This is a genomic window from Mucilaginibacter aureus (genome assembly GCF_053514885.1).
Genome location: NZ_CP170601.1, coordinates 5,445,245 through 5,469,579 on the forward strand (window position 1 = coordinate 5,445,245; position 24,335 = coordinate 5,469,579).

Below are 24,335 nucleotides of genomic sequence, written 5' to 3' on the forward strand. Positions count from 1 at the left end.
AACAAATTTGCATTAACGGTAAGAGCTTTTAATTGCTTCCTTCCGGAAAATATTTTTGGATTATGCTCAATAGTTCCTGGGTAATTGCACCATTGGTAGCCACTACCTCGCGGGTATCAAACAAATTGGCACCTCCTAAAAAGTTGATCACCTCTCCCCCGGCCTGGCGCACTATCACAATACCCGCAGCCATATCGTACGAGTTTAAGTTATATTCATAATAAGCATCAAACCTGCCACAGGCAGTATAGGCAAGGTCCACAGCGGCCGAACCTAAACGTCGCAAGCCATGGCAGCCACGCATCAGTTCGGCAAACATTTCGATATAGGCGCGTTGCTTTTCAAAATCGTAATACGGAAAACCTGTAGCAATTAGGGTATCGGCAATTTTGGTTGCTTTACTTACTTTAATTTCCTTCCCGTTAAGGTAAGCCGGCATACCCTTACAAGCGTAAAAGCATTCATCCTGGTTAATTTCGTACACTACGCCCATTACCAGTTCATCGTACTCCTGCAGGGCAATACTTACCGAAAATACGGGCAAACCATGTATGAAATTGGTGGTACCATCCAGTGGATCAATGATCCAGGTATATCGCGGGCCTATATTGCTCTTTGTCTTTTCCTCGGTGATGAAACCCGCTTCGGGTAATATCTTTTCCAGTCCGGCTACTATCTGTTCTTCGGCGCCTTTGTCAACGTATGATACCAGATCGTTGGTGCCTTTGTATTCAATATCATCAGTGTTGAATTTTTTACGCTCCTGACGGATAAAATCGCCCGCTTGTTTAGCTAATTCAACTACTTGTCTGGTTATGTCTTCGAGGTGCATGGTGACGTAAGGCTAAACTGAATGAGAAAAATTTATGTACAAAAAAACTGGCAAAAAACAAGCTCAACGCAGCCAGTGGCCTTGCAACCGGCGGATACATACCCAGCCAATGGATAAACAATTTTAACATACCCAGGTTTGCAAAAAAACCAATAACAGCTACCGATGCAAATCTGAAGAACTGTTTACCGGGGGATAATTGCGATTCGGCAAATACCAAAAACTTGGTAATAAAAAAATTAACCAGCACCCCCAAAGCAAATGATACCTCCAGCGAAAGTGTATCATTAGGTATCCTGAAATTAAAAAAGTAATAATTACGCGTGGTAAATATGTAATGGTAAAAAATGTAATACGCCAAAACATCAACCACAAACCCCGTACCCGACGATACGATGAAACGGAATACCTGGTTATCTAACAATTTATGGCCTACAACCGGATTTGTTTTAGCCATTATGTGCTGCTTTGGCCTTAAAAGGATGCTTTAAGGCGTAGCCTGTTAAGCCTATACCGGCGATAATTAATATGAGTGAGATCAGTTCGGCCTGGGTGAACGATATGCCGGCTACCACATATTTGGTGTTAACGCGAATCAGTTCGATAAGAAAACGTTCAGCGCCTGTTACGATCAGATAGATACCAAACATTAAACCCGGCGCATGCAGCTTTTTACGGATGCTCCACAAAAAGAAGAACAGCACCATACACATCAACGTTTCGTAAAACGGTGTAGGAAAAACGGGTATGATCAGTTCGTGACAAAATTTGCCTGCGCAATTAGGTATCAGGTTATGCGGATCGCTTTGGTTTACGTTATGCGGATATTTAAAGGCCCACATCCAATCGGGAGCCCAGCTTAACCAATGTGGTTTGGGTGCGGCGTTATTAATGCCCCAATCGCCATCACCAGCCATCTGGCAGCCTATCCGGCCAACGGCATAGCTTAACATCATACCCGGGCCGCCAATATCCAGCATGGTTAAAGGTTTAACCCCATTTTTATTAGCGATATACAATACTGCCGCGCCACCGCAAATTAAGCCTCCGTAAAAAGTTAACCCGCTAAAGCCGATCAACATCCCTACCGGATCGGCCATAAACTCGTTCCAATTTTCTAAGGCGTTAAATATTTTGGCACCGGCAAATCCCGCAACAGCGGCCCACAATAAAATAGAGCCCATTAGCTCATGCGGATGTACGGTTACCTGCACCTGTTTAGGTTCAGGGTCCTGATCGGCAACTTTCTTTTTTTCGTAATAACTCCAATAACCTAAACCTGCGGCGCCTGCAATGCCGCCGGGCCAGTTACCCCGCATAGACAATAAAAAATCCTGCGGACTATCAACAAAACCCGAATAATGCACAAAGGCATCAACCAGTTTATAACCGATAATAAAACCAATGATCACATTTAAAAAAACTTCGGTGTAATTAACCGGACCACCTATGGTAACCATTTTTTTAAATGAGTGGACGTAGCCTAATTGCTCTTTGCGTTTAAACTCGCGCTCGAAGGCCCAGAAAGCACACATAAAAGCAATGGCCACAAAAAAGCCAAAGGTTTGTATAGGTAACGGAAAATTCCAGCCGGTAAGGTACTTAATGAGTTCGGTTATGGTTGGGAACATTGGTTATGATTTGTGAGCGAATATAAAGATTTAATGAACCAATGTTTCCTGTACTTCGGTTATTTCAACATCACCATCAGGTGAAATTTCGGTTAACTGCACAGTTTTCAGTTCGTTAACCAATACAGGGTCATACTTGGCCCTTACCTTAACGTAATTACGGCTAAAACCGTGCATATAGCCATCCTTTATATCGGCTTCGAATAGTATTTCTTCAAACTTACCTAACTGGCTTTCATAAAAGGCACGCCGCTTTTTGTCGGACAGGATATGCAGCATCTTGCTCCTGTCGGCACGGGTTGAACCGGGAACAGTGCCAGGCAGTTCGGCTGCAATGGTATTTTCGCGCTCCGAATAGGTAAACACATGCAGGTATGATATATCCAGCCCGTTTAAAAAATTGTAAGTATCAATAAAATCTTCGCGCGTTTCGCCGGGGAAACCCACGATCACATCCACACCAATACAACAATTGGGCATCAATTCTTTAATTTTAGCTACCCGGTCGCTATATAAGTCGCGGCGATAACGGCGGCGCATTAGGCCCAATATCTTATCGCTGCCTGATTGCAGCGGGATATGGAAATGAGGCACAAAACGCTTTGAGCGCGATACAAATTCAATGATCTCGTCGGTTAACAGGTTTGGTTCAATGGATGAGATCCGGTAACGGTCTATTCCTTCAACTTCATCCAACGCTCTCACCAGGTCGAAAAACTTATCTTCGCGCTTACCATCGCGAATACCGTAGTCGCCCAGATTTACACCGGTTAAAACTATCTCTTTTACACCCGACGCTGCTATTTCTTTTGCCTGTGCGATCACACTTTCGATGGTATCGCTGCGGCTGGCACCACGTGCCAGCGGAATAGTACAAAATGTACACGAATAATCGCAGCCATCCTGAACTTTCAGGAAAGTACGGGTACGATCGCCAAATGAATAGGATGATACAAACTGGTTAGCCTGGCTTACAGGCTGGTTAAATACCAATGCCTTGGGATTTTTGGTCAGATCGGTAATATGCTCAACGATATTAAACTTTTCGGCGGCACCTAAAACCATATCTACGCCTTCAATTTCGGATATCTCCTGGGGTTTTAATTGTGCATAGCAGCCTACTATGGTTACATAAGCATTGGGCGATATTTTTAAGGCTTCCTTAACTACCTTTTTGCATTTTTTATCTGCATTTTCGGTAACGGAGCAGGTATTGATCACAAATACATCGGGCACATCCGTAAAATCAACCGTATCAAAACCTGCCTTGTTAAACAGGCGGCCGATGGTTGAGGTTTCGGAGTAATTAAGCTTGCAGCCCAGTGTGTAAAATGCGACTTTCTTATTCATTTTTGCAACCGCAAAGATAAGAAATTGAAGTGATGGTTAAAATACAAACCTTGAAGCTGGGGTACAGTTGTAAAGCACATCAACAGATATTACCAAAATCAGACAAAAAACCACCAAAATATCCCGTTTATTGATCAGATATTTAGTTAACATTGGCTTTTGCAGAAACAATATTGTTGTTATGATGCATACAAGTAAAAAGAATACAACCGGCAACAAGTAATTTGGTGCTATTGAAATGAACCTATGCTTACTAAAGATTTGTACAACACCATAACCGATACTACAAACAAGCAACGAAATATTAATCAGCCATCCGGATTTTTTATTTAACATCAACAAGATGCCCGCGGCAATTAACATTCCTACTGTTAACAAGTCGGCCTGCGCACTAATTCCAATCCCTCCATAAAACAGCTCTGTAGTCGCTTGGCGGCTATCCCAAAGCATCTTCCAAAAAAGATAAAACTGATAAAGCGACAAGAAGCCCAGAAGAATTATCAGAACGGCATAAATCTTTTCAAAAAGCAACCATTTACGATTCATCACAGTATAAATTTAGGTTTGAAATATACAATAAATTTAGTATACCTTTGTCCTTCTATATCCCCGATATATTATAGGCACGCGTTTTGTATAAGTAATAATGTACTGAACTGTTAGCAGTTGTAAATCGGTTAATATGAAAAAAACAACCTTTGCCTTATTCACGCTTTTAGTTTTTGGGGTTTTCGCGGGAAACGCGCAAAGCGTAGGCACTATGCAAAAAACACTGGATACCGCCACAGATGTATGCCAAAAGCTGGACTTATATACGGCCATAGCCAAAAACCTGGTACAATTCGACCAACCTAAAACACGCGAGATAACTTATGCCGAAGCCGGTAAGGCCGTTGATTATGTATTAAAAGCCATACATATTAATTCGCAGGATGGTGACTATTATGCCCTGCGCACTGATTACGATCTGTTAACCCAGGCCTACTTAATCCAGAAAAAATATACACAGGCCAAATGGTTCAACCTGCAATCCAATAACATTTCGCGCAACCTGCACGATATGTCTCATGTGATTTGGTCGCTGATAGAAATGGCGACCATTAAATCGGCAATCAAAGATTATAAGCTTGCCCAGCAAGACCTTGATGAAGCTATGCTGGTGGCCAAAAATACTTACAACCTTATCTTACAGATTGAAGTTGAACGCAACATGGCTATACTGTATGATAAAACCGGGAACACAAAGCAAGCTATAGCCATGCAAAAACACTACAGCATGTTATTGGCTAATTTAAAAATAGCACAAACACCTACGGCAGTACTGGCCATGCAGAAAAAACAAAAGGCAAAAGCAAAGACAAAATTACCAGCTATTGCTAAAGCATCGGTAAAACCTGCGGCTACTCAAAAAACTACTGCTGCCGATGGCAAATTAAATCCGGAGAATGGTGTTGCTGTTGTGAAAGACTGATACTTTCCTTAAAATGTAAGGCAATACATGGCTGACCTTTTATTAGGTATTGCGTTACCGCTCACTATAGGCTAACCTACGCAATGACGTTTTAAGATTTTTTGACTTTTTAATTTTGACCTTTTACTTACCCTCGCTCCAACGGTAGCTTTCATTTTCTAAACCCATAAGATCAATTATGCGGTTAACTACGGTTAAGGCAACCTCTTCAACGGTTTGCGGCTTGCTGTAAAACGACGGCACGGCAGGGCAAATAATACCTCCGGCTTCGGTTACGGTTTGCATATTGCGGATATGGATGAGGTTAAAAGGCGTATCACGGGCAACCAGGATCAGTTTACGGCGTTCTTTCAATATCACATCGGCAGCGCGGGTGGTCAGATCATTTGATATACCGCCGGCTATGCGCCCAAGCGTACCCATAGAGCAGGGCACAATAACCATGGTATCGTACTTTGCCGAGCCTGAAGCAAAGGGCGCCATAAAATCATTTTTATCATAAAACTTAAACGGGTAGTTGGTATAGCCTTCGTTATCCAGTTCAAGCATCCACACCTGGCGTGCGTTATCGCTCATAATTACACCAACTTCGGCAATCTGGCTTTGCAATTGTTGCAGTTTGTTTAACAAAAGCCGGGCATAGATGGCTCCGCTGGCCCCGGTAACGGCAACAACTATTTTTCGTTTCATGAAAAGCAAAGTTAGACTAAACGGAGGACATTGCAATAAAAAAGGGTCGAATACGAATATCCGACCCTACATCTACCTATGAAAAACATGCTCTTACGAGCACTACAAATATAAATACAGATTATTACAATTTAAACATTTTGTTAACAATTATTTTTGTTAGCGCTTGTAGCACAAAACTTTGTTTGGTTATGCCTGATATTACTCGAGGTTTTTTTCAATTAAAGTTTGGATGATACCATCAACCAAGCCTACTTTAGGCACGTGCATGTTTTTGATAGCCGCCCATTTCATTAAGGTAATATAGATCTCGCAGGCGGGGATGATTACGTCGGCACGGTCGTTATTTAACCCTAAAACATTAATTCTATCCTTTAAAGAAAAAGAATTGAGGTAGTTATAAAGCGATTTTAACTTGTTAAAAGTTAAAGGCACATTCTCTTTTTCCTCGGATATTTTGAATATTTTGTTGATGTTGCCACCGGTGCCGATAGCGGTTATTGATTTATATACCTTGGTATTTTCTTTTACAAAATCGTGCATCTCGTTCCAGGTTTCTTCTTTGTCCTGGTTATCAAGAATACGGATAGTACCGATGTTAAAAGATTGCGATGCAACCATTTTACTATCCGAAAACACAGAAAGCTCGGTACTACCACCACCTACATCAATGTACAGGTAGTTTCTGTTTTTTTCGAGATTGCGCTCAATATGGCTCGAATAAATAATATTAGCCTCTTTTTGCCCGTGAACTATCTCCAGGTCGATCTCGGCCTGGGCTTGTACCTTTTTAACTATCTCCGGTCCGTTTTTGGCTTCGCGCATTGCTGATGTAGCATAAGCCAAATAATCGCTGCATTTGTATACATCCATCAGGTTACGGAAAGCCTGCATGGTTTTGATCAGATCGGTTATTTTTTTATCAGAGATACACTGGTCCAAAAAAGCGTCGTCGCCCAAACGCAAAGGCACCCTGATAAGGGTATTTTTTTTAAACGAGTAGGTGTGATCGTTTTCAACAACATCGGCTATAAGCAACCTTACAGCATTCGAACCTATATCAATTGCGGCGTATCTCAATGTAATTAGTTTTTATATTTTAAATAGCTATAGATATCAATTTGTGCGCGGTAAGGGATCTTTTCGCGCGTTTTAACATATTTATTATTGTTTTGCCCGTTAATTTCGCGGGCCTTGGTATTATCCTGGAGTTGTATGTTGATGATGTCGCGAACCTCTTTATACAGGTTCTCGTCGTATATCGGGAAACCAACCTCAACCCGGTGATCAAGGTTGCGGGTTAAAAAATCGGCCGAAGTTAAATAAAGCACTTCCTTGCCCCCATTACAAAATATGTGTACACGGGCATGCTCAAGATACTTGTCAACAATGCTGATCACTTCAATATTTTCGCTGTAGCCCTTGGCGCCTGCCACTAAGCAGCACATGCCTCTTATAATCAATTGTATTTTAACACCTGCATTGCTGGCTGCATACAATTTCAATATCATTTGCTCGTCGGCAAGGCTATTCATTTTGAGTATGATATAGGCCTTTTTACCTGCCTTTGCATTTTTGATCTCGGCATCTATCATTTTAAAATAAAACGGCCGCGAATCAACCGGCGACACCACCAGGGTTTTTAAATTGCTCGGCACCGTATTTTTAACGAGCGCTTTAAACACATTCACCATATCGGCCGTAATGCGTTTATCGGCGGTAAGCAAGCTATGATCTGCGTAAAGTGCTGCTGTCTTCTCGTTAAAATTACCGGTTGACAGGCAGGCATAGTATTGCGTTTTATTTTTTTCGATGCGCGATACCAGGATGATCTTGGAGTGAACCTTAAAACCCGAAATACCGTATATCACGTTCACGCCTTCTTCGGCTAAGCGCCGGCTCCAGCCAATATTGGCCTGCTCATCAAACCTTGCCTTTAGCTCCACCAGGCAATTAACCTTTTTACCATTCTTGGCAGCATTGATCAAGGCGTGAATAACCCGCGAATCTTTAGCCAAACGATACAACGTGATGTTGATCTCTTTTACCTTCGGATCGATAGCTGCTTCGCGCAGAAAGTGAATGATATAATCGAAGGACTGATATGGGGTATTTACTAAATAGTCCTTTTTCGCGATAAGCGCGATGAGACTTTTGCCGAACGACAAGCCATCGACAGGTAAAAAATCGTATTTGGGATACTCCAGTTCGGCGCGGCCAACGTTAGGAAAGGCGATAAAATCCTTAAAGTTATGGTAACGGTTACCCGGGATGAGGCTCTCGGAGTTTACACCCATTTTGGCCACCAGGTAAGCCAGCATATCCATTGACATTTCGGTATCGTACAGCAAACGCATGGGCCTGCCTTTTTTACGTTTCAATAAACTCCGCGAAAGCGACTCGATAAACTTATCGCTAACCTCTTTATCCAGGTCAAGCTCGGCATCGCGGGTAAGCTGGATGGAATAGGCTTCGATGTTATCATGATCGAATATGAAAAAGATGTCCTCTAAGCTATAGCGGATGATATCATCAACCAGGATAATAAATTTCAGATCGTTGGTTTGCGGTAGTACAACAAAACGCGGTACGTTTTCGGGTATTTCTATCAGCGCAAGCTTGGTTTTATTGTTTTTGGTAAGCTTTACAAAAAAGTAAATCCCGCGGTCGCGTAACTCGGGCAGGGGTTCGTTATCATTGAGCATAATGGGCACCAGCGTAGCCAAAATATTGTCGCGAAAGTAACTTTTAACGAATGCTCCGCGGGTTACGTTCAACTGCTTGTCGTTCAGGATAAAGATCTTTTCTTCGGCAAGTTGCTTAATAATAATGTTTTCGTACAGGTTATTGAATTTACGCTCCTGCTTTACCACCAGGTTACGTATCTGGTTGAGCAACTTTTTAGGGTTGTAGCCAAATACCTGCTTGGCTTTTTCGTTCAGGTTACTTAAGCGGCTCAGTGTGGCCACACGCACCCTGTAAAACTCATCAAGGTTTGACGAAAATATGGCTAAAAACTTTATCCGGTCAATCAGCGGTACGGTTGGGTCGGCAGCTTCCTGTAGTACCCTGTCGTTAAAATAAAGCCAGCTTATTTCCCTGTTAATTAGCGGAATGCGTTTAATATCCATATAATAGAAAAGTCTCCGGCGGATGCGCCAGAGACTACAAATTTGCCTAATTTAATGTTAATGTTATATTAACAAATTAATTTAAATGTTAACTTATTTTTTAGTGGCTTTGGCTGCAGGCTTTGCAACCGGGGCAGCTTTTGCAGCGGCTTTAGTTGCAACCTTAGGCACCGATGCAGCTTTCGAAGCAACCTTTGAGGCAACCTTTTTAACAGGTGCGGCAGTGGCAGCCTTGGTATCGGCTATAGCATCATCAACCTTAACAACTGCTTTTTTAACAATAGCTTTGGCATCTGCTGCAGCCGACTCAATTTTATCCGCCGCTTTTTCAACCGGTTTGCGGATCCGTTTTTCGGCAACTTTAGCGGCCTTAGCTATTACCTTTTCAACCTTTACGGCTTTTTTAGTGATATCTTTTTTAGCGGTAGATGCCGACTTTTCGGCCTTTTTTACAGCTTCTTTAACCGGTGCTGATTCCAGTTTTTCTTCGATAGCGCTTTTTACTTCTTTAAACTTGCGTTCAATTTTTTTAGTTACAAATTTGCTCGCCTTTTTCACTTCACGTTTTAGCTTTTCGGCATCGTGACCAAGTTCGGTAAGGGCAGCCATAAACTTTTCGGTTATGGTTAGTTCCAGTTGTTTTTTAGCACTTTTTTTATCGGTAGTTTTCATATAATTAATTGTGATGATTGACCTGATGTAAACTAACTAAATACACTTTGCAGCCATATTGTTTTAATGGTACATAAAGTTAAATAAAATCCTAACGGTTTGATATTTAATTAACAAATAAATAGAATAAGTTTGCAGTAGTAAACCAACCCGTATAACTTATGCCTTCATTTGATATTGTTAGTAAAATTGACGCGCAAACACTTGATAACGCCATCAATAACGCAAAAAAAGAAATTTTGAACCGCTATGATTTTCATGGTTCAAAAAGCACTATCGAACTGGATAAAAAAACCAATGCAATAACTGTGGTTACCGAGGATGATATGCGCCTTAAAGCTATTGAGGGATCGATCATCAGCCGCATGGTTAAACAATCATTAGATCCAAAAGCGCTCGATTTTGGCGATGAACAATATGCATCGGGCAACATGATCCGCAAGGAGATAAAGATCAAAGAAGGACTTGATAAAGAGGCTGCTAAAAAAGTAGTAAAGAAGATCAAGGACAGCGGTTTAAAAGTTGAAGCATCAATTATGAGCGACCAGGTGCGCGTTACCGCAAAAAAAATAGACGACCTGCAGGCAGTGATCAGTTTATGCCGTACCGAGGATTTTGGCCAGCCCCTGCAGTATATTAATATGCGCAGTTAAGCCACCAGATACACAAAACCCTACCGCCTGAACCCTAACGCAATTAAACTATGATAAAAGTTTACCAATTATTACCGGGTTACTTGCTGGCATTGTTGATTTTAGTTATTGCATTGCCAGGTTGTACACTTCCTGATCCCGGTATTTATAAAAACAACCAGATACCCAAGGGAAAACAAGATGATTTTCATGATCTGAACACACAATTGTTTCAGGCTGTTGAATCGGGCCACGAAAAAGAAGTAGACTTGCTTCTTTCGGCAGATCTGCTGGCTGCCAATTACAATGCTGATAAGATCGCGTATCGCTTAAAATCGGCTAAATACAAAATGGTTGATGAATATTATGTTGTACATAAACATAACGGCAGCCAAACTTTTAAAACCGGGAAGGCTTATTATTTAAATTATACATCGGTTGCCCGGGAAATGTATATCGCTTTCTATTTGCCTGACGAGGGCGATGAGCGGTATATGATTACCGTGGTATATGCCCGGTACAAATATGGCTGGCGGGTTGCATCGTTAGCCCAGGCGCAGTATTGCATTAACGGTAAAACCGCACCCGATTTATACAGACAGGCAAAGGCTGATTATAACCAAGGTTATTTTGCCAGTGCTGTAAATAATTTGGAATTAGCCGAAAAGTGTATAAGGCCGAGTGAAGTGTGGCAATACCCTAATGAGACTGATATAAACGACCTGTATTCGAAAGCTATAGAAACCGCGAATGAAACATACCATTTTCCGATCGTGGTGAAAGCGGTGTCAACCTCGCCCAGAATATTCAGGGTTATCAACCAAAGCATCCCTGAAGGGACGTATCCGGCGATCTATTATCAATCGGCTATCAACCTGAAAGATACAGTAGCATTGAGAAAAGAAAACACTGCTATCAAAAATGTGATAGAGCACGTTTTGCCCGGCATTACCAAAAACAAAAGATATATTTTGTATTCGGCATTTAATGAGATGCCATCACCGGTAAAATATGTAAAATCATACGATGTAACCGACAGACTGCAATAATTAACCATCATGAAGCAAGTTACAGCTAAATCAAAGCAAACGGCTTTACATGCTATTACCGATGTGCTCACCCTGATACTGGGGTTAACCGGCTTAATTTATGCTTATATTGAGTTTGAAATAACTCTGATTGACTATAAGATATGTTTTGGGGTTTTAACAGTTACCGGGATATTATTTGCATTACTGATTAAGCGAAAACACAAGTTTGTTTTGGCTTATGTGTTTTTGTATGGCGGGATAGCATTGGGCCTGCTATTTTTTTTGAATAATGGCTTTACAGAGGGCACAACTACTAAAATAAGGCCAAGGATAGTTGACAGGCAAGCATCCAACTTTAACATCTCGAAACCCAACGTTACCATTGATATGGACAGTTACACCAAATCGGTAACCATTGGCGAAAACCAGGACCGGTATGTTGCCGCCGCCGCAAATATTGTACTAACCGTTGACAAGGGTTTGTTAGGCTTCGAGATCATTGTCGACAAAAGATTAACGGATGATTAATTTTTTGATTTCGGATTTCGGATTTCCAATTTCGGATTTATATTCGTCAGGCTAAAATCCTGCAATTTATTTAGTTTACTTAAAAGCCGCCCCTGCCGGGAGATTTGAAGGGACCCAAAAAAAGGGGCACCGCTTTCGCAATACCCCTTTTCAACTAAACTAACAACCTATATATGAAAAACACTCTACATTTGAGTACCTTTTATTCATGATAATGTGCCTATGTGCGGATATCCTGCTCTCACTTATCCTGCTCTCTCATCCGCACATTTAAAACCTGCACATTATTTCAACCTGCTTATTTGCAATTACTTAACCTCAATTTCGCGTGTTTGAATTTTAGCTTCTTCTTTTTTAGCTACATTGATGCTTAAGATACCATCGGTATATTCGGCAGCAATTTTGCTTTGATCAGCACTTTCGGGTAAGGTAAAGTTCCTTACAAACGATGCGTAACTGTATTCTTTTTTGCTGTATTTTTTTGTTTCCTCAGTGTTTTCGGCTTTCTTTTCAACAGCAACACTCAGTACGTTTTTCTCAACGCTGATCTTAAAATCTTCTTTCTTTAAGCCGGGGGCAGCCAGTTCAATATCGTAACCGTTTTCGCCTTCGGCAATGTTTACTGCCGGTGTTTTGCTAACCAGCTTATCGCTTAAAAATGTATCGTTCAATATCGAATCAAATACATCTGTAAATAATGGGTTGAAACCATTTTTGTGTCCGTTTGCAAATTTTACAAGTGTCATTTTTATATTCTCCTTATTTTGTTTTTTATTAACTTCGTAAACATATATTCAATGCACATACCAATTGAATAGTTGAACACAATCCGGCAGAAAATTGCAAATAATGCAGACAAATTGGCGTATTGTAATTTTTTATACAGACAACCTGACATATAAATGACCCCAAACATCGCCAACTTTAAATACAGCACCCCAATACACATACGTTTTTCGGATATGGATGCCTTCGGGCATGTGAACAACGCGGTATACTTAACCTACTTTGAAATAGCACGTGGCGACTATTGGCGCAACATCATCAAATGGGATTGGAACGAAATGGGTATTATTTTAGGCCGCTCGGAAATTGACTACAAAAAACCCATCACCTTAGACGATCGTATTAAATGTTATGTACGCACCTCACGTGTGGGTAACAGCAGCTTTGATGTGGAATATATTTTGGTACGGATAAAAGATGATAAAGAAGAAATTTGCACCACCGGCAAAACCGTTTGCATCAGCTATGATTATAAAGCCGGTAAGTCAAGTCCAATACCTAAAGCACAGCGTAATCAGATGATTGCTTATGATGAACCGAGGTTGATTATGAATAGTTAACCTTGATGTAGATCGGTTGGGGTAAAGATAGAAGAGGTGAATCAGGTTCGCTGATCATTAATTCTTTAATTATTGTTCTAAATTTTATGGAATTCGGTATTACTCTGCATCTATCCTAAAAGCGATTTACCGATGAGAAAATTCTACCTTACCTTATTTTCAATTATTAGCACGTTTGCATGCTATGCTCAAAAAAGCGTAACGTTTACTGTAGAAAAACTAACACCGCCGACCAGAACATTAAGAGTCGAGGACTACCAGGTGATACTCGAGGACCTTATCCGGCTGGATAACGGCGTATCACGTTACCCTTTAAACCGGCCACACACCGATCCCGCATTTAACATCATCGCTAAAAGCAAAATTACCGATAGCCTGGTAACATATGGCTACCATCCGTTTTTTGAAGGCATGTTCGGTGCTTATGCAGATCATCGCCCGTTCACGCTTTCGCCGGATATGATGTGGTTGCTTATTAGCCAGGGTTTTGCCAACCACGTTAACAATAACAGCGAAGAACTGCGCAAATTATTTGTTGATTTTACTGGTAAAACAAGCTTGGTTGTACGCAATGACAAGATAAAACTGGATGATCCAAAAAGTCCGTGGGCCGAGGTTTTCCCTGAATTTAGCAGGCAGATAGCCACCCACACCGGACAGCAGCTTACCGATGCCTTAACTGCCGATTTTAGTACGACAACTCCTGTTGCTAAAGTAGCATCACAAATTACGCTGATGAATGCTGTACAACGGTACTTTGATTTTATCGTAATTAGAATGGCCTGCGGTATACCTAAAATCACGTTGGAAGGCACAACGCAAGACTGGCAGCGCGTTTTAACCAAAACCGAGGCCCTGAGAAAGTACAAACTGGACTGGTGGATTGATGAAATTGAACCCTGTTTGAAACAGTTTGTGCAGGCATCACAGGGTAAGGTCGACCGAGATTTCTGGAAGGCTATGTTTAAATACCATTCGGAAGGTAAATGCGGTTCGCCCACCATTATTGATGGCTGGATAGTTAAATTTTTTCCATACGATAAAGATGGCAAACGCATGGGCCTAAAAGAAATTGCAGGAACAGGCGGCCTGCCAAACGAGATTGTTAAAGTTGACCTGGAGTATCAATCGGGTAATGGTGCAGGTAACTTTACCAAAACGCCGCTTGAGTTATGGGCCGGCTTTTTTGGTTTAAAGCAAAATGACAGAACATTTGGTTTAAGACCCGAAATTGGTTGGATGATCAGAAAGAAAGACACCACAACCATCAACAAACTGCTGGTTGATAAATTAAAGCAGGAAAATACATCCGATAGCTGGAGCGGCATTATGCTGCGGGGTAAAACAATCCCGCAGGAGATCTTTCAGATAGGCCCTATAAACTCGCTCACTGTATATTTTAGCAATGGTGTGAATATCCCCGACGAAATGGCGAACATAAAAGTGCGACAGTTTAGGATATATGGAGATATCACCCCTGTTGAAACTGAGAGGATACGCAAGCTAATGCCAGATACAAAGCTCATCGTCAACAATCAGGAAGTTAAGGTCGAAACAAGGTAGGGCACCCTAAAATATCTTCCCCGGATTTAAAATCCCATTAGGGTCAAACACCGCTTTGATGCCCCGCATCAGGTTCAAATTAATTTCGGAATATTTTAAAGGCATATAATCCTTTTGCACCAGGCCAATGCCGTGCTCGCCGCTGATGGTGCCACCTAAGGCTATGGTAAGTTCAAATATTTCTGTAATGCCAAATTTTAACTTGTTGTTCCAGTCATCGTCGCTCATGCCTGCTTTAATAATGTTAACGTGCAGGTTACCGTCGCCGGCATGGCCGTAGCAAACCGATTCGAAGCCATATTTGGCGCCAACCTCCTTAATCCCTTTGATCAGTTTGGGTAATTCGGCACGGGGTACCACGGTATCCTCTTCCTTATAAACCGAGTTTGATTTTACCGATACTGCCATGGTGCGGCGCATGGTCCACAATTCTTCCTTCTGTGCAGACGAATCGGCGAAAAGCACATCCTGGCACTCAAATTCTTCCAATACCATATTGATCTTTTCGCATTCGCCGAAGATGACGTCCTGGTTAGTGCCATCTACCTCGATCAGCAGGTAAGCTTCGATACCGGGTTTAATATCGAAGTTAATACCATCGTGCTCAACAACCCACTCCACTCCCCTGCGCTCCATAAACTCGAGCGCGGATGGAATTACACCCGCCCTAAAAATAGCCGAAACCGCACCGCAGGCCTGCTCATTGGTATTGAAAGATGCCAGCATCAGTACATTTTGCGTTGGCTTTGGTATCAGTTTCACTACTATTTTAGTGATGATACCCAAGGTACCTTCCGAGCCTATTAATAATTGCGTAAGGTTATAACCTGAAGCGTATTTAAGGGTGTTTGCGCCGGTCCATATCACATCGCCGTTAGGCAAAACCAATTCAAAATTCAATACATACTCGCGGATGGTGCCGTATTTTACTACACGTGGGCCTCCGCTGCAATTGGCCATATTGCCGCCAATAAAGCAGCTGCCTTTGCTTGCCGGGTCCACGGGATAAAGCAGACCTTTGTCTTCAACAGCATTCATAAACACTTCTGTGATCACGCCGGGTTCAACAGTAGCCTGTAGGTTACGCTCGTCAATTTCGATAATGCGGTTAAAGTTCTCCATCGAGATCATCAGTCCGCCATATACCGGCAGTGCTCCGCCCGCCAAACCTGTACCTGCACCACGCGGCGTAACAGGGATATGGTGCTCGTTGCATAACTTCATCAAAGCCGAAACCTGCTGGGTATTTTGCGCGCGCACGGCAACCTGTGGATAGTAATGCAAGTCCTCGGTTTCGTCGTGGCTATATTTTTCAAGATCGTCTTTGGTAGTATAAACCAGGTTTTCGCCAACTATCGCTTTGATCTGCGCGAGCACAGCATCGGTAATTTTATTATAGGTCATTGGGTTTATGATAGGTAATTTCAATAAAGGAGCTATCCACAATACCCGGCAGCGGCGGGTTGAGCTTTTTAAGCCCTACGCGGATGGTTTCAACAAAAGGATAAGCAGTTTTCAGCTCGTCGATAATAGCCTGCACTACCGTTTCAAGTAGCTTGCGCGGCTGTTTCATGTGCCGGGCCACAGCAAGGTAAAGCTGCTCGTAGTTTACGGTATGTGCAATTTCGTCACTGGTAAAATGCTGCTGTTGTAAAAATTCAACTTCCACGTCAACCACAAAATGATTGCCCAGCACCTGCTCTTCGGGGTAAAACCCGTGGAAAGCAAAAAACCGCACGCCCTGCAACGCTACTTTAACCATGCGCCAAAGTTATGGAATTTGGTTAAGCCCCCCAACCCCCTAAAGGGGGAGCTAATTTCAAATTCCAAATCGACGAACTGCAGGTCTGCGTTAGCGATTGCAGCGGATACCGGCCTGTGGCTAAGGCCTGTGTAGTATGAGCGGAAAGCGCGGGCCGCAGGCAACGCCCTAATAATTTTATATATTTTCTCAATAAACCTTCCTAACCAAAAATAAAAATCAATCGTATTTCTCTTTTTGACCCTTCTTTCTATGCCCTTTGTGCTATGCTCTACACCCCCTTTCTTACTTTAGTGCGTTTAAACGCTATTGCCAAATGCGCCTTATTTACCGAAATTAGCCACATATCAAAACACTGTTATGGCTAAGACCGACCTGTACGAAGCACCCGATTATTACTGGATAGACGAATTACTGACCGAAGAACATAAGCTGATCCGCGCAAGCGCGCGCGACTGGGTAAAGAAAGAACTGAGTCCGATCATTGAAGATTATGCGCAACGGGCCGAGTTCCCCAAACAAGTAATTAAGGGCCTTGCCGGGATAGGTGCCTTTGGGCCAACCATACCCGAAGAGTATGGCGGCGCAGGTTTGGACTATATCGCCTACGGCATTTTGATGCAGGAACTGGAGCGCGGCGACTCTGGCATCCGGTCGACAGCCTCGGTACAAGGTTCATTGGTGATGTATCCTATTTACGCTTACGGATCGGAAGAGCAGAAAAAGAAATACCTGCCCAAACTGGCCAGCGGCGAAATGATGGGTTGCTTTGGCCTGACCGAGCCTGACCATGGCTCGAACCCGGGTGGCATGACCACTAACTTTAAAGATGCGGGCGATCATTATGTATTGAATGGCGCTAAAATGTGGATCTCGAACGCGCCGTTTGCCGATATTGCCGTTGTTTGGGCAAAAAACGAAGCCGGTAAAATACACGGGCTTATAGTTGAGCGTGGTATGGAAGGTTTCAGCACCCCCGAAACGCACAACAAATGGTCGTTACGCGCATCGGCCACTGGCGAACTGGTTTTTGATAACGTCAAAATTCCTAAAGAAAATGTATTTCCGGGTGTTTCGGGTTTAAAAGGGCCGCTGGGTTGTTTAAACCAGGCCCGCTACGGCATTGCCTGGGGCGCTATCGGTGCTGCGATGGATTGCTACGATACGGCCCTGCGTTACTCAAAAGAACGGGTACAGTTTGGCAAACCGATAGCGGGTTTCCAGTTGCAGCAAAAAAAACTGGCCGAAATGATCACCGAGATCACCAAAGCGCAATTACTGGTTTGGCGCCTGGGTGTATTGAAAAGCGAAAATCGCGCTACAGCGGCACAAATATCAATGGCCAAACGTAATAGTGTGGAGATAGCCATCAACATTGCCCGCGAGGCACGCCAAATGCTGGGTGGTATGGGCATCACCGGCGAATACTCCATTATGCGCCACATGATGAACCTCGAATCGGTAATTACATACGAGGGCACACATGATATCCACTTATTGATCACTGGTATGGATGTTACCGGAGAAGACGCTTTCAAGTAACGATATCATGACATTACAGGCTGATAAATAACTTATCCGCCTAAGTCAAAGCATCTTATATTCATAGCATAAAGTGTTATAATTAGGCTTGGGAGTATCCCCAATAAATATTTTGACTATATTTGGTAGCAAAACGTTGCTAATGCCCCCCATGCATCATAAAATACCGCGTATTGATAACAATATACGCCTTATCTTTTTATACTTCATTTGCTGCGCGTTTTTGTCTCTCTTGTTTTCGTGCAACAGGCAACAAAACAATGATTCATCATCTGCCAACGATTTTACAAAAGAGATCGATAAAGCCAGAGACCTCTACAACAACAATCCCGACAAGGGCATACATTATTTAGACTCGCTTGCGGCAAAACACCGGGACATTGGCACGGCAAATCAATTTGAAGCCTATGAAATGCATTGTGCTTATTTTTACCACGCCCATGTTAATTATGATAAAGCCATGCTATATGCAGATAGCATGCTTAACCTGATACAAAACAGTGGTAACCTAAAGGCTTATACCAAGCAACTGGGTATAGCTTATTTTTCGAAAGGTGATGTTTACTTTGCGGTGAACCATTTTCCAGAGGCTTATCATTACTATTATCTGGGTAAGGTAACCGGTAAGGACAATTTTAATAATTGTACACTAAGCGATTATAGCTACCGCATGGGTATGATCATGTACAAACAGGCGCATTTTAACATAGCGGCTAATTATTTTAAAGAAAGTTTTGCCGAAGGTGCCAACTGCACCATGAATTTTGTAACTTTTTACCGCAACCAGGAACTGCTGGATAATACCGCCATCAGCTACAGCAAAAGCGGACTTACAGACAGTGCACGCATTTATTATGAAAAAACGCTGGCTTACATTAACCGGGAGAGTGCAAATTACAATAGCAGAGCTTACCTGATCGATGTAGCCCGGGCAGTTGTTTATGGGAATCAGGCACAACTTTATACGGCCAAAGGTGATTTTGCCCGGGCAGAAGATTTGTTAAAGAAAAGCATCGCCATTAATTTAAGAAAGGGGAACGATAACCGCGATGCACAACTGAGTGAACTAAAGCTGGCCAATATTTACACCAAAAAAAACCACCCTGAGCTATTTAAACTGCTAACCGACATACGCGCGCAACTGGACAGTGTAAAAAACCCGGACGCCGAGGTAGAATGGAACCATTTAATGGCCAGTTACTATGAAAAGCATAATGAATTAAAAAAGGCCCTCAGTTATTTCGACAAGTACGATTTTTTAAAAGACTCGTTATCAAAAACGACTCAAAAACTCAAGGAAAGCGATGTTAACCAACAGTTTAAGGATTTTGAAAACCAATCAACCATCAATAATCTGAAAACCGACAACCAGTTAAAGCAAAACTATTTAACTGTAGCACTGATCTACTCGGTTATGGCGTTGGTGATTATTTTGCTGATATTTTTAAATTGGCGCCGGTCAAAAGCTAACGTTAAAACTTTGAGCCAGTTAAATGCACAGATATTACAGCAAAAAGATACGCTGGAGCAGGCTTTTTATGAACTGGAAGTAACTGATAAGGAGAAGGACAGGATATTACGCGCCGTTGCACACGATCTGCGCAACCCGATAGGCGGCATTGCCTCACTTACTGCTTTAATGCTGATGGAAGACCTGGACAGCGAACAGAAACAACTGCTTGAACTGATACAAAATACTACAAACAATTCGCTCGAACTGATCAATGAGATATTGGAAGCCACGGGCACACCATCAGCAAATACTATTAAAAAACAGATGGTGGATATTAACACGCTGCTGAGTAACAGTATTGAACTTTTGCGCTTTAAAGCCGCCGAAAAGAACCAGAAAATAATGCTCGAAATGCTGGAATCGCCCGAGGAGCTATACATCAGCCGCGAAAAGATCTGGCGGGTTATCAGTAACCTCATCAGTAATGCCATTAAATTTAGTCCGCAGGGGTCTGATATTTACGTTAAGGTTATTAACGAGGGCAAGCACATCCGCATATCGGTTAGCGACCACGGCATTGGCATACCCGACAACATTAAAGGACAGGTATTCAATATGTTTACACAGGCCAAGCGCGTAGGTACTGCCGGTGAGCCTTCATTTGGCCTTGGCCTTTCTATCAGCAAGCAAATTATCGAGAGCCACGGCGGCGATATCTGGTTTGAGAGTGCGCCGGGTGATGGGACCACGTTTTATATCCGGTTAAAAAAGCAGGCGTAAATACCTTTGCTTTAGCAATCTCCCAACCACTTTCCTCTATAAAACAAAAAACCACCCCGGTATCGCGGCCGGGATGGTATCATGGAAAACAAACAATCAACAGTTAAAATCTTGTAGGGCGGGGTCCATTGTTTTGGGCAAAGTGCTGTTGTCCACCATTATTGCCGCCGTTCATGTGGCCGCCTTGTTGCTGTGCAGGCTGACCTTGCTGGTTACCGTTTTGTTGTTGGCCGCGGTTGCCACCACCATTGTTATGGTCGTTATTTTGTTGCGGCTGTGGCTGGGTCTGTTGCTGGCCACCCCTGTTAAACCCGCCACGGTTATCATTTTGCTGCGGCTGGGCTTGTTGCTGGCCACGGTTATTGTTCCAGCTGTTGTCGCGGTTATCATTTTGCTGCGGCTGGTTTTGCGGGCCACGGTTAAAATTATGGTCGTTGCGTTGTGGCTCTATACCACGGCCGTAGTTGTTACGGTCAAAATGGTTATCGGGCCTTGCATTACCGCGGTTTTCAAAACCATGGTCGTGGTTGTCGTGGTCGGCATACATCCGGTTATCGTGTTCATCACGATAGTTCCAGTTTCTGTGCTCCATACCGCCATAACGTGAACGGTAAACCTCGCTGTGCAAATATGGGCGCGCTTCTTTTATTTCGACGCGGCGGGCATAGTGCCAGTCGTAATTACGGTAGGCGCCTGGTAAATAAACGGCCGATACCCAATTGTAACCATCGTTATAGTAGTAGCAATTTTCTCTAACAGAGTAATAGGCCTCAACATCGGGCAGGTAATAATAATCATCTGCATAAACAGGTGCAGGTTGGGGAGCCACATAAACCGGCGAACCGCCTAAATGTAAATTAATATGTATGCCTATCTGGGCGTTAGCCGATTGAGCTATTAAACCACTAACTGCCATTGCTGATAAAATCATTAACTTTTTCATATGCTTATTTTTTAGTTGCTACAGATGCGATACGCTTTTATTTAGTGATGCATATCCGGCCATCTGCGTTGTTTGTTTTATACAGTAATAGACGATAGTTAGCCGCAAAGGTTTAATGTTATTTATTTAATTATTTTGAATAATTCAAATTATAAAGAATATAAAACTTTATAAATAAATATAAACAGAATTTAATTTTATAAAACATTAAAAATAAAGAGATATGGAAAATTAAATTTCTTTACCAAAGGCCGAAGTTACTGAAGATATGGTTTGGCGAAATCTGATGAAAAACAGATGAAGAAAGAAATCTTTTTAGAAAAGGAACAAACATAGAGCTTTCAATTTGGGCGTTGCCTCCGGCCGCGCTTTCCGCTCATACTACACAGGCCTTAGTCACCTGGCCGGCATCCGCTGCAATCGCTAACGCAAAAAATCAACTTGATCAACTCAATTAACCACTCGCCCAATCAACCTAATCAACTACCTCACTAAACGGCCGCATATAAGGTACTGGGGTATTGCGTACATCGTGCTGCCATAATACCATGCCACCGCTGATGATGATGATGTTTTTCATGATATACTGGCCAAGCAAGGTAAGGCCGAGGTGGCTAAAGGTTTGCTGGGGGAAGAAAATAAACGGTGTGAAGGTAAAGCTCATGTGCACAAACATGAGCAGCAAAACGGTTTTCATAAAACGCCTGCTGATGAGCAGAACACCTAAGGCACACTCCCATGTGGCCAGTATCTGTATGGCGAAATGATCGGGCATTAAGCCAAAAGTAAGCTGATGGATGGTTTGTGATGCTATTTGCTCGGCCGGGCTTAAACCGTAAAAGAATTTTAATATGCCAAACCAAAGATAAATTACGCCGATACTGATCCGCAGAATACGGAACGGGTTTAGCGGGTTTGATTTGACTTCGGTCATCAGGTAGTAATTATTGCGTTTTACCTTTTGAACGATTATTTGTCAAATGGTTTAAATTGTAATTGAATTAAGTTATTATCTTGCTGAGCCAATTATCTAACCAATGAAAAACCTGTTTACACGCCTGTTCATCATTTTACTATTCGTTAACTTAACGGCAAAAGCACAGCTAACACATCGCGAGCTTTTGCAAAAAGCATCCGCCCGGTTAGCGCAGCAGCTTATTCCGCAAAATCAGTTCAAACCATTTCCGCAATCGCCCGAAGGCTGGAAAGCGATATTGCCCGACACCATCATCACCAAGCTCATTAAACGTGGCGAAGCAGCCCTTAAGCCCGAGTTTAAAAACATCCCGGCAACGGTAATGCTCGAGTTTGTACGCAACGGCAATCGTACCGATTATGAGAAACTCTCGTTTGCTAAACGTAACCAGTTGTGGGATCTGGTATTGGCCGAGTCGGTAGAAGGCAAGGGGCGCTTTACAGATAAGATAGTAGACGGGATATGGTCAATAAGCGAGGAAAGCTTTTGGGGTATCAGCGCACACGTAGGCGCGCAAAAGGCAGGTGCCGGTTTGCCCGACGTGCAGGACCCGATAGTTGACCTGTTTGATGCCGAAACCAGTGCCGTAATGGCCTGGACGGACTATTTCATCGGTCCGCAACTGGATAAGGTATCAAAACTGGTGCGCCCGCGTATCCGTTATGAGATTGAGCGTCGCACCCTTAACCCCATGCTTACCGCCAGATACGGCTGGATGGGCGGCGGCAATACCGAAGCTAAGCTGAACAACTGGGCGCCCTGGATAGCTTCGAACTATCTGGTATCTACCCTGCTGGTAGAGAAGGACGAAGCCAAACGCCTTGACGCGGTACAGCGCGTTATTAAAATTACGGATCAATATATCGACGGCCTCGGTGCAGATGGCGGTTGTGAAGAAGGCCCGAGTTACTGGACGGCAGCCGGTGGCTGTGTGTACGATGTGCTGAACCTGTTGTACGATGCCACAGGCGGCAAGACCAATGTTTACAAAGACCCATTCATCCAGAAGATGGGGGCCTATATCTATAAAACCCACATAGCAGGCGAATACTTTATTAATGTAGCCGATGCCCACCCTACCCTGAAACCGGATGGACTGATGATCTATCGTTTTGGCAAGGATATGGATTACCAGCCCATGATGAGTTTTGGTAGTTGGGCCTATCACACTTTTGCGGGCGAAGATGTGGGTTATGAGCAGTTTCACCGTACACGTGGCTTGTATAACATGGCTGCCGTTAAAACCTGTACAGCCTATCCTGCAAAGGAAACCGATGTTGCCGACATGTGGTACAGCGATGTGCAGCTGATGGCTTCGCGATCGAATAACGGCTTGTTTGTATCGGCGCATGGCGGTACCAATGGCGAGAGCCATAACCACAATGATGTTGGCGATTTTACGGTTTATGCCGATGGTTACCCGGTTATTATAGATGTAGGTTCGGGCACGTATACTGCGCGTACGTTTGGCCGTGACAGGTATAAGCTGTGGTTCAATACATCGCCATACCATAACCTGCCTACTATCAACGGGCATGAGCAAAGCACAGGTTTAAAGTTTGAGGCTACTGATGTAAAATATAGCCAAAGCGGCAATATGAGCACACTGAGTATGAATATTGCCAAAGCCTACCCTGCCGAGGCCGGCATTAAAAGCTGGCAGCGCGTGGTAAAGATGGATAAAAGTAAAGGCATTGAGGTTAGCGATAGCTTTGAAGCAACCGGTTCGGTAAACAGCCTGACACAATCGTTGATGACGGTTTGCGATGCAGATGTAAATACACCGGGTAAGATCGCTTTTATGCTGCCCAACCACAGTAAGGTTTACCTGGATTATGATGCTACTTTATGGAACGTGAGCAAGGATAAAATGATGCTGGATTCACCCGAGGACCAGGGGTTAAAGCATAGCTGGGAAGGCAAGGATATTTGGCGGGTGTTATTAACTTTTAAGGGGCATGATGGTAGTAAAGCGTTGAGGTATACAATACATAAGTAAATG

Annotated in this window: 23 protein-coding genes; 9 read left to right on the forward strand and 14 right to left on the reverse strand. The window is 43.0% G+C overall.

Going from position 1 to position 24,335, the window contains the following annotated elements:
• Positions 1 to 28 precede the first annotated feature (28 nt).
• From ACFGVR_RS23520 to ACFGVR_RS23540, 5 genes are read right to left on the reverse strand one after another with little or no spacing between them, the layout of a single operon-like run.
• A complete protein-coding gene (locus ACFGVR_RS23520) occupies positions 29 to 832 on the reverse strand; it encodes an inositol monophosphatase family protein (protein WP_448700154.1) in 804 nt (267 codons plus the stop codon).
• Entirely contained in the window at positions 798 to 1,289 is a 492-nt protein-coding gene (locus ACFGVR_RS23525; RefSeq protein ID WP_448700156.1) for a GtrA family protein, read from the reverse strand. The genes ACFGVR_RS23520 and ACFGVR_RS23525 overlap by 35 nt, the downstream gene beginning before the upstream one ends.
• Positions 1,282 to 2,463, reverse strand: a complete 1,182-nt coding sequence (locus ACFGVR_RS23530) for a prolipoprotein diacylglyceryl transferase (protein WP_448700158.1) — start codon at positions 2,461 to 2,463, stop codon at positions 1,282 to 1,284. The genes ACFGVR_RS23525 and ACFGVR_RS23530 overlap by 8 nt, the downstream gene beginning before the upstream one ends.
• Before the next feature lie 30 nt (positions 2,464 to 2,493).
• Positions 2,494 to 3,813, reverse strand: coding sequence for a tRNA (N(6)-L-threonylcarbamoyladenosine(37)-C(2))-methylthiotransferase MtaB (mtaB, locus tag ACFGVR_RS23535; RefSeq protein ID WP_448700160.1), 1,320 nt, complete (start codon positions 3,811 to 3,813; stop codon positions 2,494 to 2,496).
• 36 nt (positions 3,814 to 3,849) lie between these two features.
• Positions 3,850 to 4,359 (reverse strand): hypothetical protein, encoded by a 510-nt coding sequence (locus tag ACFGVR_RS23540; RefSeq protein WP_448700162.1) that lies wholly within the window; start codon positions 4,357 to 4,359, stop codon positions 3,850 to 3,852.
• Positions 4,360 to 4,495: 136 nt separating this feature from the next.
• On the opposite strand from ACFGVR_RS23540, the gene ACFGVR_RS23545 reads away from it, so the two are divergent.
• A complete protein-coding gene (locus ACFGVR_RS23545) occupies positions 4,496 to 5,284 on the forward strand; it encodes a tetratricopeptide repeat protein (protein ID WP_448700164.1) in 789 nt (262 codons plus the stop codon).
• Positions 5,285 to 5,407: 123 nt separating this feature from the next.
• On the opposite strand, the gene ACFGVR_RS23550 is transcribed toward ACFGVR_RS23545, so the two are convergent.
• From ACFGVR_RS23550 to ACFGVR_RS23565, 4 genes are all read right to left on the reverse strand, one after another.
• Positions 5,408 to 5,974, reverse strand: a complete 567-nt coding sequence (locus tag ACFGVR_RS23550; protein ID WP_448700166.1) for a UbiX family flavin prenyltransferase — start codon at positions 5,972 to 5,974, stop codon at positions 5,408 to 5,410.
• 201 nt (positions 5,975 to 6,175) lie between these two features.
• A complete protein-coding gene (locus ACFGVR_RS23555) occupies positions 6,176 to 7,054 on the reverse strand; it encodes a Ppx/GppA phosphatase family protein (RefSeq protein WP_448700167.1) in 879 nt (292 codons plus the stop codon).
• 5 nt (positions 7,055 to 7,059) lie between these two features.
• Positions 7,060 to 9,105 (reverse strand): polyphosphate kinase 1, encoded by a 2,046-nt coding sequence (gene ppk1, locus ACFGVR_RS23560; RefSeq protein WP_448700168.1) that lies wholly within the window; start codon positions 9,103 to 9,105, stop codon positions 7,060 to 7,062.
• Between the two features lie 93 nt (positions 9,106 to 9,198).
• Complete coding sequence (locus ACFGVR_RS23565) at positions 9,199 to 9,777, reverse strand: hypothetical protein (protein WP_448700169.1); 579 nt, start codon at positions 9,775 to 9,777, stop codon at positions 9,199 to 9,201.
• Between the two features lie 161 nt (positions 9,778 to 9,938).
• Between ACFGVR_RS23565 and ACFGVR_RS23570 the strand changes: the two genes are divergently transcribed.
• The 3 genes from ACFGVR_RS23570 to ACFGVR_RS23580 are packed head-to-tail and all read left to right on the forward strand — an operon-like array spanning position 9,939 to position 11,968.
• The gene (locus ACFGVR_RS23570) at positions 9,939 to 10,430 is read left to right on the forward strand and encodes a YajQ family cyclic di-GMP-binding protein (RefSeq protein WP_448700170.1); all 492 of its coding nucleotides are present in this window, start codon (positions 9,939 to 9,941) and stop codon (positions 10,428 to 10,430) included.
• Positions 10,431 to 10,480: 50 nt separating this feature from the next.
• Positions 10,481 to 11,458, forward strand: a complete 978-nt coding sequence (locus tag ACFGVR_RS23575; RefSeq protein WP_448700171.1) for a hypothetical protein — start codon at positions 10,481 to 10,483, stop codon at positions 11,456 to 11,458.
• A 9-nt stretch (positions 11,459 to 11,467) separates the two neighbouring features.
• Complete coding sequence (locus tag ACFGVR_RS23580) at positions 11,468 to 11,968, forward strand: hypothetical protein (RefSeq protein ID WP_448700172.1); 501 nt, start codon at positions 11,468 to 11,470, stop codon at positions 11,966 to 11,968.
• A 308-nt stretch (positions 11,969 to 12,276) separates the two neighbouring features.
• Here the strand turns inward: ACFGVR_RS23580 and ACFGVR_RS23585 are convergent, their stop codons facing one another.
• Positions 12,277 to 12,714 carry an Hsp20/alpha crystallin family protein gene (locus ACFGVR_RS23585; protein ID WP_448700173.1) on the reverse strand — a complete coding sequence of 146 codons (438 nt, stop codon included), beginning with the start codon at positions 12,712 to 12,714 and terminating at the stop codon, positions 12,277 to 12,279.
• Positions 12,715 to 12,870: 156 nt separating this feature from the next.
• On the opposite strand from ACFGVR_RS23585, the gene ACFGVR_RS23590 reads away from it, so the two are divergent.
• Positions 12,871 to 13,314: an acyl-CoA thioesterase gene (locus tag ACFGVR_RS23590; protein ID WP_448700174.1), complete on the forward strand. Its 444-nt coding sequence runs from the start codon at positions 12,871 to 12,873 to the stop codon at positions 13,312 to 13,314.
• Between the two features lie 132 nt (positions 13,315 to 13,446).
• Complete coding sequence (locus tag ACFGVR_RS23595; RefSeq protein ID WP_448700175.1) at positions 13,447 to 14,877, forward strand: DUF4419 domain-containing protein; 1,431 nt, start codon at positions 13,447 to 13,449, stop codon at positions 14,875 to 14,877.
• Positions 14,878 to 14,883: 6 nt separating this feature from the next.
• On the opposite strand, the gene ACFGVR_RS23600 is transcribed toward ACFGVR_RS23595, so the two are convergent.
• Both ACFGVR_RS23600 and folB read right to left on the reverse strand, forming a co-directional pair.
• A complete protein-coding gene (locus tag ACFGVR_RS23600) occupies positions 14,884 to 16,281 on the reverse strand; it encodes an FAD-binding oxidoreductase (RefSeq protein WP_448700176.1) in 1,398 nt (465 codons plus the stop codon).
• Positions 16,271 to 16,639, reverse strand: a complete 369-nt coding sequence (gene folB, locus ACFGVR_RS23605; protein WP_448700177.1) for a dihydroneopterin aldolase — start codon at positions 16,637 to 16,639, stop codon at positions 16,271 to 16,273. The genes ACFGVR_RS23600 and folB overlap by 11 nt, the downstream gene beginning before the upstream one ends.
• Before the next feature lie 360 nt (positions 16,640 to 16,999).
• Between folB and ACFGVR_RS23610 the strand changes: the two genes are divergently transcribed.
• The gene (locus ACFGVR_RS23610; RefSeq protein WP_448700178.1) at positions 17,000 to 18,181 is read left to right on the forward strand and encodes an acyl-CoA dehydrogenase family protein; all 1,182 of its coding nucleotides are present in this window, start codon (positions 17,000 to 17,002) and stop codon (positions 18,179 to 18,181) included.
• Between the two features lie 151 nt (positions 18,182 to 18,332).
• Positions 18,333 to 20,414 carry a tetratricopeptide repeat-containing sensor histidine kinase gene (locus ACFGVR_RS23615; RefSeq protein WP_448700180.1) on the forward strand — a complete coding sequence of 694 codons (2,082 nt, stop codon included), beginning with the start codon at positions 18,333 to 18,335 and terminating at the stop codon, positions 20,412 to 20,414.
• Between the two features lie 103 nt (positions 20,415 to 20,517).
• On the opposite strand, the gene ACFGVR_RS23620 is transcribed toward ACFGVR_RS23615, so the two are convergent.
• Together ACFGVR_RS23620 and ACFGVR_RS23625 are read right to left on the reverse strand one after the other, a co-directional pair.
• Complete coding sequence (locus ACFGVR_RS23620) at positions 20,518 to 21,357, reverse strand: hypothetical protein (protein ID WP_448700181.1); 840 nt, start codon at positions 21,355 to 21,357, stop codon at positions 20,518 to 20,520.
• Positions 21,358 to 21,832: 475 nt separating this feature from the next.
• On the reverse strand, positions 21,833 to 22,291 hold the full coding sequence (locus tag ACFGVR_RS23625) for a hypothetical protein (RefSeq protein ID WP_448700182.1): 459 nt from the start codon (positions 22,289 to 22,291) through the stop codon (positions 21,833 to 21,835).
• 103 nt (positions 22,292 to 22,394) lie between these two features.
• Between ACFGVR_RS23625 and ACFGVR_RS23630 the strand changes: the two genes are divergently transcribed.
• Positions 22,395 to 24,332, forward strand: coding sequence for a heparinase II/III domain-containing protein (locus ACFGVR_RS23630; RefSeq protein WP_448700183.1), 1,938 nt, complete (start codon positions 22,395 to 22,397; stop codon positions 24,330 to 24,332).
• Positions 24,333 to 24,335 lie beyond the last annotated feature (3 nt).